The organism is Streptococcus sp. 22.1, assembly GCF_016648645.1.
Classification (GTDB): Bacteria; Bacillota; Bacilli; order Lactobacillales; family Streptococcaceae; genus Streptococcus.
The window spans coordinates 79,876-90,686 of the sequence record NZ_JACLQK010000008.1; the positions used below are offsets into that span (position 1 = coordinate 79,876).

9 protein-coding genes are annotated in these 10,811 nt (G+C 33.8%); all 9 read left to right on the forward strand.

The features are described from left to right. The gene (locus tag H7U04_RS05825; protein ID WP_003094727.1) at positions 1-945 is read left to right on the forward strand and encodes a glycosyltransferase family 2 protein; all 945 of its coding nucleotides are present in this window, start codon (positions 1-3) and stop codon (positions 943-945) included. A 17-nt stretch (positions 946-962) separates the two neighbouring features. Further along, positions 963-1,931, forward strand: a complete 969-nt coding sequence (locus tag H7U04_RS05830; protein WP_060971818.1) for a glycosyltransferase family 2 protein — start codon at positions 963-965, stop codon at positions 1,929-1,931. After that, positions 1,932-2,648 (forward strand): glycosyltransferase family 2 protein, encoded by a 717-nt coding sequence (locus H7U04_RS05835; protein ID WP_060971819.1) that lies wholly within the window; start codon positions 1,932-1,934, stop codon positions 2,646-2,648. Further along, positions 2,648-3,001, forward strand: coding sequence for a DUF2304 domain-containing protein (locus H7U04_RS05840; protein ID WP_003094173.1), 354 nt, complete (start codon positions 2,648-2,650; stop codon positions 2,999-3,001). Before H7U04_RS05835 ends, H7U04_RS05840 begins: the two co-directional genes overlap by 1 nt. Then, positions 2,994-3,770 (forward strand): glycosyltransferase family 2 protein, encoded by a 777-nt coding sequence (locus H7U04_RS05845; RefSeq protein ID WP_060971820.1) that lies wholly within the window; start codon positions 2,994-2,996, stop codon positions 3,768-3,770. Before H7U04_RS05840 ends, H7U04_RS05845 begins: the two co-directional genes overlap by 8 nt. A gap of 28 nt (positions 3,771-3,798) precedes the next feature. Beyond that, entirely contained in the window at positions 3,799-5,019 is a 1,221-nt protein-coding gene (locus H7U04_RS05850; protein WP_060971821.1) for a hypothetical protein, read from the forward strand. Positions 5,020-5,195: 176 nt separating this feature from the next. Further along, the gene (locus H7U04_RS05855) at positions 5,196-8,147 is read left to right on the forward strand and encodes a rhamnan synthesis F family protein (protein WP_060971822.1); all 2,952 of its coding nucleotides are present in this window, start codon (positions 5,196-5,198) and stop codon (positions 8,145-8,147) included. Beyond that, positions 8,134-9,441, forward strand: a complete 1,308-nt coding sequence (locus tag H7U04_RS05860; RefSeq protein ID WP_060971823.1) for a DUF2142 domain-containing protein — start codon at positions 8,134-8,136, stop codon at positions 9,439-9,441. The genes H7U04_RS05855 and H7U04_RS05860 overlap by 14 nt, the downstream gene beginning before the upstream one ends. 3 nt (positions 9,442-9,444) lie before the next feature. Continuing rightward, positions 9,445-10,692, forward strand: a complete 1,248-nt coding sequence (locus tag H7U04_RS05865) for a glycosyltransferase family 4 protein (protein WP_060971824.1) — start codon at positions 9,445-9,447, stop codon at positions 10,690-10,692. Positions 10,693-10,811: the final 119 nt, after the last annotated feature.

Sequence of the window (10,811 nt, forward strand, 5' to 3'; positions counted from 1 at the left end):
ATGAAATTTTCTATCATTATTCCAGCATATAATGTGGCAGATTATTTAGAAAACTGTGTAGAGAGTATTCTTAAACAAACATATGATAATTATGAAGTCATAATTGTAAATGATGGTTCAACAGATGAGACAGGTAAAATAGCTGATGATTTGTCATTACAATTTAAACAAATTAATGTAATTCACCAATCTAATGGAGGTGCTTCAAAAGCTCGTAATACAGGGATGAAAGAAGTTGTTGGTGATTATATTTTATTTTTAGATGGTGATGATTTTTGGAGTGATATCTACTTTTTAGATCAGGTTGCTAGTGAACTAAATAAGCAACTAGTAGATGTTGTTATTTTTGGTTATAGTTATTACTATGATAATGAAATTAAAGAGATTCCAGTTTCTCGTTTAAACGACTTAATCGAAGCTACTAATTTTGGATTATTCAATGGTCCTAATTGGAATAAATGTATTTCTAAGGAATTAATTAATAAAGAGTTAAGTTTTCCTGAAGATTTAGTCTCTGAAGATAGTTTGTACTGTTCATCAATAATGAAGATGATGGAAAGTTTTTCTGTAATTAATAGCACTCAGTATATGTATCGTCAGAACAGAGTTGGAAGTTTAACAAATGTAGTGAAAGAAAGAAATGTATTAGATACTCTTAAGGGAATTAGTAGAGGTTTATCTGATGAAAAGTCATTATCTGAAGTTAAACGTAAAGCCCTAAACACCTATTTTACAATTTCTTATATTTCAATTCTTCCTTACGCTAGGCCATATTTATTTAACCAAGAAATACGTGATTTGTTAATTCAATATAAGTATTTGTTGAGAAATTCAAGTCATATAAACAACAAATCATTTAAAATGACAGGTATCTTTGCTTCGATTTTGGGAATTAATATCTCAACAAGGTTATTTTCTCACCTTCTGAAATTTTATAAAAAATAATAGATAGAAAGTATAATATGTCTAATCCAACCGTTTCAGTCGTAATTCCTGTATATAACGCACAAGAGGGAATTAAACAATGCCTGGATTCTCTTCTAAATCAATCATTTACAGATTTTGAGATTATTCTGTTAAATGATGGCTCTACAGATAATAGTTTAGAAGTTATTAAAAAGTATGCAGCTGATAATGATTTTATCCGAGTAATTGATAAAGAAAACGAGGGAGTTGCTAAAACCAGAAATAAGGGTATACAACTTGCTAATGGAAAGTACATTGTATTTATCGATAATGACGATTTTGTTGATTCAGATTATTTAGAGCGTTTTTATAATGAAATAGATCAAGAACAACTAGATATTGTTCTTGGTGGTTATAAGCGTGTTAATCAGGAAATAAAGACGCTTTTTAAACAAGATTTAACACAATCTGAATGGTCTAAGTATATAGTCGTTGCACCTTGGGCACGTATTTATCGAACTTCGTTTTTAACAGATAATAATATTCAGTTCTTTGATTATCCAATAGGTGAAGATGTTATCTTCACTTTGACTGCTTACAATCTAACAGAAAGAATTAAAATAATTGATTATAATGGCTATAATTGGTTTTTTAATGAGAAGAGTATATCAAACACATCTCAAAGAGGGTTTAATCCGAATATAGATATTGTGTATTTCTTGAGTCACTTGCTTCAAGTTGCTGGTGATTCAAAATATATTCGCTATTTTATTAAACGATATTACATATGGTACTTACTCTTTTCTGGAAGAGCAGCTTCAAGTTCATCGTTTATGGATCAATATAGAAGAATTAAGCAATGGATTTCTAAAGAAAATCTTGATTCAAATTTAACACCATTATCATCTGAGATAACTGGAGAAAGAATTCAAACAGTTATTTCTGTAATGGCTTTTAGAACTTTGGAACGCTTAAGATTAGTTTCACTGTTTTCGATATTTTACTGTAAAGGAAAGGAGAAGTAGTTGAGAGTTTTAATGATAATTCCTGCCTACAATGAGGAGGAAAGTATTTTTGACACGGTAACGAGTATCTTGAATTACCGCAAGAAAGTTGATTTTGATTTGGACTATGTTGTTATCAATGATGGATCAACAGATAAGACAAAACAAATTCTGGAAGATAATCATTTTAATGCGGTTAATCTCGTGATGAATCTTGGAATTGGCGGTGCAGTTCAAACAGGATATAAATATGCACTAGAGCATGACTATGATGTAGCAGTTCAATTTGATGGCGATGGCCAGCATGATATTGAATCCTTGTCAGATTTGCTAGAACCAATTCGAAAAAATGAAGCAGACCTAGTTATTGGTTCTCGCTTTGTTGGTGATGTTAAGTCTGAATTTCAAACAACTTTTATGAGGCGCTTCGGAATTAGTGTTATTTCCAACCTTATCAAATGGACAACTGGACAAAGAGTTTTAGATACAACTTCGGGGTACCGTTTGGCTGATAAAGATGTTATTAAACAGTTCGCTAAGCGTTATCCAATCAAGTATCCAGAACCAGAAACTATTGTTCATATTTTGAAACGTAAATATCGAGTTGTTGAACGACCAGCAAATATGTTTGAACGTACTGGTGGTGTTTCTTCCATTACGCCAATTAAATCGATTCGATATATGCTTGAAGTGTGTTCGTCGATTGTTATTGCAGCCTTTATGAGGGAGAGTGAATAATGTCAGTTTTATCTATTGTGATGTTGGTAGCTTCCATCTTTTTCCTTTATCTAGTCATTAGAAATATCAATAAGAACAATATCTTATTTGAACAGGCCTTCATGTGGATTGTCATCAGTCTGGTAATGATTGTTATTTCGATTTTTGATGTTATTCCAGTTTATTTTGCAGGATTACTTGGATTTGAACTGACTTCGAATTTTTTGCTGTCGCTTGCTATCTTTTTCTTGTTGGTCATCGCTTTCCTACAAACCATGACTTTATCGAAACAAAAAGAGCAGATTAAACATTTAGTTCAGGAATTATCTATTCTAAAAAGTCATGTAGAAGAGAAAGAGGAAAAGAATGAATGATAATCATACTTGGGTAATTTGCGCTTATGGAGAAAGTGATTATCTTGAAGCCTGTATTCAATCTTTGAAAAATCAAACTCTTTATTCTCAAATTATCTGTTATAGTTCAACGCCACTTGATTCGATTAAGGAACTTTGCCAGCGTTATGATATCCCATTTTATACTAAACAAGGTGGGGGGATTGGTAAGGATTGGAATAATGCCATTTCTTTTGTAGGAACAAAATATGCTACTATCGCCCATCAGGACGACTACTATGAGCCAAGATATGCAGAAAAAGTATTGGCCAAGATGGAAAAAACTAGTGATGTTCTAATCGGATATTCTGATTATTTTGAAGAAAAAAATGGTCTTAAGATCCCTGCAAATACAAACCTCAAGATTAAAACCTTGATGCTAAAAACAATGAATCTTTTTCCTAGTAGTCATTTTTGGCGTAACCGCGTAATGGCCTTTGGTAATCCAATTTGTTGTCCAGCTGTCACCTATAACCTTGAAAAATTGAAGAATTTCTATTTTGATGAGGGAATGAAGGTCAGCCTTGATTGGTATGCTTGGTATAAGATTAGTGAATACGAGGGACGTTTTGTTTATGTGTCAGATAAGCTAATGTGTCACCGAATTCATGAGGAATCTGAGACTTCTAAGACTATTGCTGATAATACTCGTAGTAAAGAAGATTTGTATATGTACCAACTCTTTTGGCCAAAATGGATAGCAAATATTCTTATGAAACAGTATGTAAAAAGTCAGAAGACGAATGGGTAACTATAGTTGTTATTACGAGAGTGAGAGAATGAAAAGTAAAAGCAGATTTTATTATTACATCATAGTTGTTTCTATACTGTATGGTTTTCAGTATTATATTAATAACAAAATCACACCTGTGGGAGATCAGACAGCATTCTTAAATTATGCAAGGGAATTTCACTATAATTACCTTGAATTTGGAATTAATCGTTATCTTACTTGGAGTAGCCGGTTACTGATTGAATCTGCAACATTATTCTTTTCAGTACATGATAAGTTATTTATATTAGCGTCTATTATTGCAAGTTTCTTTTTGCTTTTGCCTAGTAAGAAACTTAGTCCTAATTTACCTTGGATACCTGGACTCTTCATTTTTATTTTTTTACCAGCAAGTGAATTTTTAAGCGCAGGTTCTATTCCTACATATATTAATTATGTATTTCCAGCATCATTTCTTTTGTTCTCTCTGTATTATCGTTACTCAGATAAGTGGTGGGTTCAATGTATAGCGTTCTTATCTTTTGTTTTTGCTATTATGAATGAGCAGTTAGCAGTCTATGCTTTTTTATGGATTGTTTTCGAATTAATAAGAGATTGGAAAGTTATTACATTTAGGTATAGAAATATATTGTATGGGTTGGTTTCATTGACAGGAATTCTCTCTGCAAAATTCTCTCCTGGAAACACATTGAGGTTTGAAAAAAATGTGGAATCTTGGTTTCCAAATTTTGTCCACTTGAACCCACTCCAAAAAATAGGGTTAGGAATTTTGGAAACTGGAGATGGTATATTTTCAGTATCTTTCGAGTTTATTTTTGTATTTTTGATAGTTTTAGTAGTTTTGTCGTTTTATAAAAAGAATTTTATTTCACTGATTCTGGCATCTTTTACCCTATTTGCTATTTTAAGTCAGAAGTTTGAGTGGAGAAATATTTTATTTACACTTTCTAGTGTTAGTAAAGTTGCTAGAGAGAGTGGCACCTTTGAATACAATGTTGTATATTTTGGAGCGGTGATTTATAATATCGTTTTATTTATGATGGTGATGTATTCTCTATGGGCTCTTTCTAAAGTTTCAGATAGGTTATGGATTGTATACTTATTCGGGATAGGTTTAATTGGGCGTTTGCTGATTTCATTTTCACCTACGCTTTATGCTTCAAGCACCAGAACGTATTTACCTATAATGCTTAGTCTATTTATTATTACTTGTTATTTTTTGAATGATGTTTATATTCATTTTAAACGGTCCAAAGTTATCAAGTAAAAGCAGAGTTATTCTGCTTTTTTCTTTGCCTGTAGTAAGGGGATTTTTTCTTCAAACTATAGTATAATTAAAGCGGTATACACTTTCAAAATAAGATACTCTTTCTTTGAAAGATTGGATTTAATAGTTATTATTATTTACTAATTTATATTTTCTTACAAAAAATGGATGGAAAAATGACTAATTTAATATCAGTAGTTGTAACATGTTACAACCATGAAAAATATATTGAACAATGTTTACGAAGTATCTTTAAACAAACTTATCGAAATATTGAGTTGATTATTCTTGATGATGGTTCGACAGATTATTCCCTAGAGATTATTCAGGAAGTTCTGAAAGAGTCACCTTTCGTGACGTCATTTGAGTCTCATGAGAATATTGGTGTTGTGAGAACAAGGAATAAGGGACTTAATCTTTTAAATGGGGACTATTTTTTATTTGTAGATAGTGATGATTTTTTGGATGAAACTTATGTACAAGAATTATATGAATGTGCGATCAATCATCAAGCAGATATAGTGTATTGTGATTTATTCAATTTTGAAAAAAATGAAGTTTATCTAAAAGCTCAGGAATTTGAATTACATAGCTTATTGGTATCGAACTATATTTCAAATTGTTCTTTAATAAACAAAGCCATATTAAAGGGTACCTATTATGATGAAAAACTTTCAGGGAAAAAACTGGAGGACTATGATTTTTTCTTGAACCTTATTATCAATAATGGTGCGAAGGCTGTTTACCAACCTAATACAAAATTGAATTATCGTGTTTTTGAAAAAGATTCGATTTCAAAAAGAAATTCCGTACGCTACCATTATGAAATCTATCTTGAAGTTCTCGAGAAGTATCTCGATAAGTTACCACATGAAATCTATCAAGCTGTTTGCGAAAACTTAATGATTTTGGAGAGTCGTATAGATGATTTGATAAATCATCACGATAATGTGACAGACTATGTTAATCGCTTGAAAAAAGAACGTGATCAACTTGAACGAAGAAAGTATACGCAATCTAAGCAATTGAAAGATGTCCATAAAGAGATGGAGCTTATCCGAAGTTCACTGTCATATCGTTTAGGTAATGCCCTTATCACACCTATAAAGACAGCAGGAGTAATTGCTAAGAATCCAAAAGCTATTAAAAATTATTTGAGAGCTTTAAAAGTCAAAGTGATACAGCTACGTCGTCGAATGACACCACTTAAGGTTCGCCAGTTACGACGTCTCAGAAATAGTCAACGTTCTGCCTTGTCGTATAATGGTAAGAAAGCGTTGGTTTATGTCATTTTTGAGTCTGAAGCTCGTCTTCAAGAATACAAATTTCGTTTCTTGCAAGCCTTGGCTCCATTGGTAGATGATGTTATTGTAGTTGTCAATGGACAGCTTCACGATGATGATATTAATACCCTTGAGACCTATGGTAGGGTTTTAACTCGTGATAACAAGGGATATGATACTGCGGCCTTTAGAGAAGGAATATTTGCCTTTGGTAAAGATAAGCTTAAAGATTACGACCAGCTCCTCTTGGTGAATGATACTAACATTGGTCCGATGAGAGATTTGTCTCAAGTATTCCAGGAAATGGCTGACAAGCAGCTAGATTTCTGGGGAATTTCTTTTGGAGAAGAGCAAGAAGATGTTACTAAGGAGAATCCTTATGGCTACATTCCTAAGCATCTTCAATCTTATTTCCTAGTTATTGAAAAGCTCATGCTAAACGATGATGACTTTTATGAGTACTGGACACACTTGACGGATACAGATTCTCGTGATAAAGCTATTGGTCGACATGAGACACGTTTTACCAAGCATTTTGCTGATTTAGGTTATCGTTATGATGCGGTTGTGCAAGAATACGAAGATTCTGCCATGTATATCCATCCGCTTAAGATGCTCAAAGCAGGTAGTCCTTTGGTGAAATACACGGCTCTGAAAAATTATGATGAAGACCAGTTCTTGTGGCAAGGTCTGGATCGTGATTCAGAAGTCCCTGACTTGTTAGAGTTTGTCGCAGAAGAAACAGACTACCCAGTGTCGATTCTGGAAGATATTGTAAATAAATTTAAGGCGGTTCCACGTGATCAATATATTCTATTGATTGATGGAGTTGAAAATATTATTCCGCAATGTACCCGTTATCGTGTCTTAAACAAGGCAGAACAATTACGTAAGCATGGTTTTGCAGTCAAAGTTGTTAACCTATCTGATTTCCAACTATCGATGGCTCAAAACGCTAGTCACATCATTATCTACCGTTCACCAATCTCACCTGAACTTTTGCGTCTCTGTCATTTAGCTAAGGAATATGGAAAACCTGTCTTCTTTGATATTGATGATTTAGTCTTTGATACGGTTTATACAGACCAATTGAGTTATACGCAAGGGCTTAATTCGGTTGAAAAAGGAAACTATGATGCAGGTGTTCGAAATTATGGTTATATGCTAGAAAACTGTGATGGTGCCATTACTTCGACTAACCAGTTGCAGGAGGAGCTGTTTAAGTATCAAAGTAAGGTTTTACTTAATCGAAACTTGGCTTCTGATGACTTAATCGCTATTAGTAGTCAATACATCAAAGATTACTCTCAAACATCCGATATTGTTAAGATTGGTTATTTCTCTGGTTCCATTAGTCATAATGAGAATTTTGAATTGATTAAACCAGCTATTAAAGAATTGCTTACAAAATATAGCAATGTCCAATTACATATTGTCGGGATTTTGGATATTCCGCAAGATATGAAGCCCTTTGAAAATCAAATTGTAACTCACGATTATGTGGATTGGGACAAACTACCTGCCTTGATTAGTGAAGTTGATATTAACCTAGCACCGCTTGTGGATTCTATATTTAACCGTGCGAAGTCGGAGATTAAGTGGATTGAAGCTGCCTTGGTGAAGGTACCTACAGTAGCAAGTAAGATAGGAGCTTTTTCAGATGCAGTTGTTGATGGTGAAACAGGATTGTTAGCTACCGATGAAGAGTGGTTTGACAAGCTTGAAGCATTGGTTTTATCTCCAGAATTAAGACAGAAAATTGCAGATGCTGCTTATCGGGCTGTTCTTGAAAACTGTACCTTAAGCAAGAAAGATGATATGGTGACTTATTTTGAACAGAATTAAACAAATAAAAGTTGAAAATTTATTTTTCATCTTAGCGACGATTTTTATTTTCTCATTTATGTTTGTATTTCCAATTAATCGTGTGCCAGATGAAACAAACCACGCGCGTATGACTTGGGAGACCTTCCATAAACCAACCGAGACATCGTTTAAATGGATGGATGAGATTCCAAGTAATGATAAGGTTAAGTTAGCGGAATATAAACAGATTTTTGCTCAAAAGATTGATATGAGTAAAGAACCTTTTCAATTTGGTGTGAGTTTAAAAACAATCTCCTTTATTCCACAGCTGATAGGGATGACGATTGGAAGTTGGATTAGTCCCACAGTTGGAATGATTATCTATATGGGGCGTATCTTTAATGCACTGGCCTATATACTAGGAATTTACTTTTTAATACGTTATTTCAAGTATGGGAAAACAGCCCTAATGTTTATTTCGCTGCTACCAATTATGGTTCAGCAAGCTTCATCACTTTCTTATGATGTGATGAACTATTTGGAAGTGATGTTAGCTCTTGGTTTTATCACTAATCTTGCCTATTCTAAACGTTTTACCAATCGTAATATTATCCAGGTGATAGGTCTAGCAATATTGCTTCTAGCAACCAAGCCAAATAATGTTTTATTGTTGGGATTGATTCCATTTGTACCGCTAGAGTTTGAAGGTGTTCTTGCTTTTCTAAATCGTCCAGTGCAAGCTATTAAGACCTTTATTTCAAAATATAAAGTAGTCTTCTACCTTCTCTTTGTAGTAGGTGTCGTGGTGATTCTGCAATTCTTAATGAAGAATCAGGGCGGTCTACGTAATTATGGCGAGGTTTTGCGTAATACACTCTTTAATCCTGAGTTGAATGACAATTTGAATGGTATTTTGTCGCTTGGTATGTTCGGTTATCTTGGTAACCTTACTTTGCAAATGCCACTTTGGTTAATATTTATTGATATCGTTGTTCTTGCTATTTTATTCCTATCAAGTAAGAAGGATTTCTTTACAAAAGACTTTGCTAATGCATCCTGGATTCTCTTCCTACTAGAGGTTCTAGCTGCTGTTACAGTAATGTATATGCAGTGGACACCAGTTGTTCTTGGTCAGGGAGCTAATATATCTGTTGGTGCTCAAGGTCGTTACTTCACGCCATTTATCATTCTTTTGTTGCCACTAGTCGCCAACACAGCTAAGATTGATTTATCTCGACAGAAAAAATTGAAGATAGCAACCCTGACTTTAATTGCTAATTTCTTGGTCGCTATGTATTTGATTCTTTTCCATTACTGGGGGGTATTTGCATAATTTATGACTAAAACAATTTTATTTATTTCTCCGACAGGGACTCTGGATAATGGTGCCGAAATTTCGATAGTCAATCTTATGAAATTTCTTGTGGAAAAAGGTTATCGTGTGTTAAACGTTTTCCCTAATTACAAGGTGCCATCTCAAGAGGAGTATCAAGCAGAACTTCAGAAAGCAGGAATTGAGACCTATGGTCTTTCGGCTGTCAAATGGTGGTGGGAAGAAGCACCAGGTGGTTCACCGGGTAATCATTTTTTGCGAGTGAAATCTTATAATAAGAATGTCAAAGATATTCGAAATATTATTGTGGAAAACACGGTAGACCTTGTTATTAGTAATACAGTCAATGTGTTTCAAGGTGCACTTGCTGCAACTTTTGAGAAGGTCAAACATTTTTGGTTGATTCATGAATTTCCTGAGGGAGAATTTGGTTACTATAAAGAAAAACTTGACTTTATAGACAAGTTTTCTGATGAGATTTTTGCTGTAACAGGAGCGTTGACAGAGGATTTACAAAAGTATTTTCCAAATAGGAAGATTTATTCCTTTGCACCTTATACTCAAATTGAACCTAAAGAAGGGCTGGGAACTGAATCCAACGACCACCATCGTATCGTTTCAGTTGGTCGCTTGACTCAGAGAAAGAATCAGCTTGAGTTGATTAAAGCTTTTCAAATGCTTAATCTAGCAGGCACTGAACTTGTATTTTTAGGTGCATGGGATGAGGATTATAAACAACTCTGTGATGATTATATTGTAGAGCATAATTTGAAAAATGTTTCATTTATGGGATATTTAGATGATCCTTGGTCAGAGATTACTGATAAGGATTTAGCTGTTTTCCCGTCGAGTATGGAGACGTTTGGTCTGGTTTATGTAGAGTCTGTTTTAAATGGTATTCCAACGATTTTATCAGATAATGCGGGACATAAATCAGCCTTCGAGTATATGAATGAGCAAGGTCATATCTACCCTTTGGGTGACTTGGATACCTTAACTAGCATGATTTCAGAGGTCCTTGGTGGATTTGACCAAGAGAAACTTGAAGCAGTAAAAGCTGTTCCAAGTTTAAAAGAGAGATACTCTCTAGAGAGTGTCTATGCTAATATTACTGAAAAACTTGAGGACGATGAATTGTGTCATAAAAAAGTAAATCAGAAAGATATCGATTTTTTAAACAACCGAAAAGCACTAACGAAGAGTGTGAAATCTGCTGTAAAAAAGTTATTTCAGCTTAAAAAGATGAATTAAGGTAAAATCTCGTTATCTATGATTAAGAATGAAAAGGCCATTTTGTTCTGACCCCAAAAAGTTAGACAAATAATTTAAGCAAAGGATTTAGTTCTGTATTGTACAGGACTGAGTCCTTT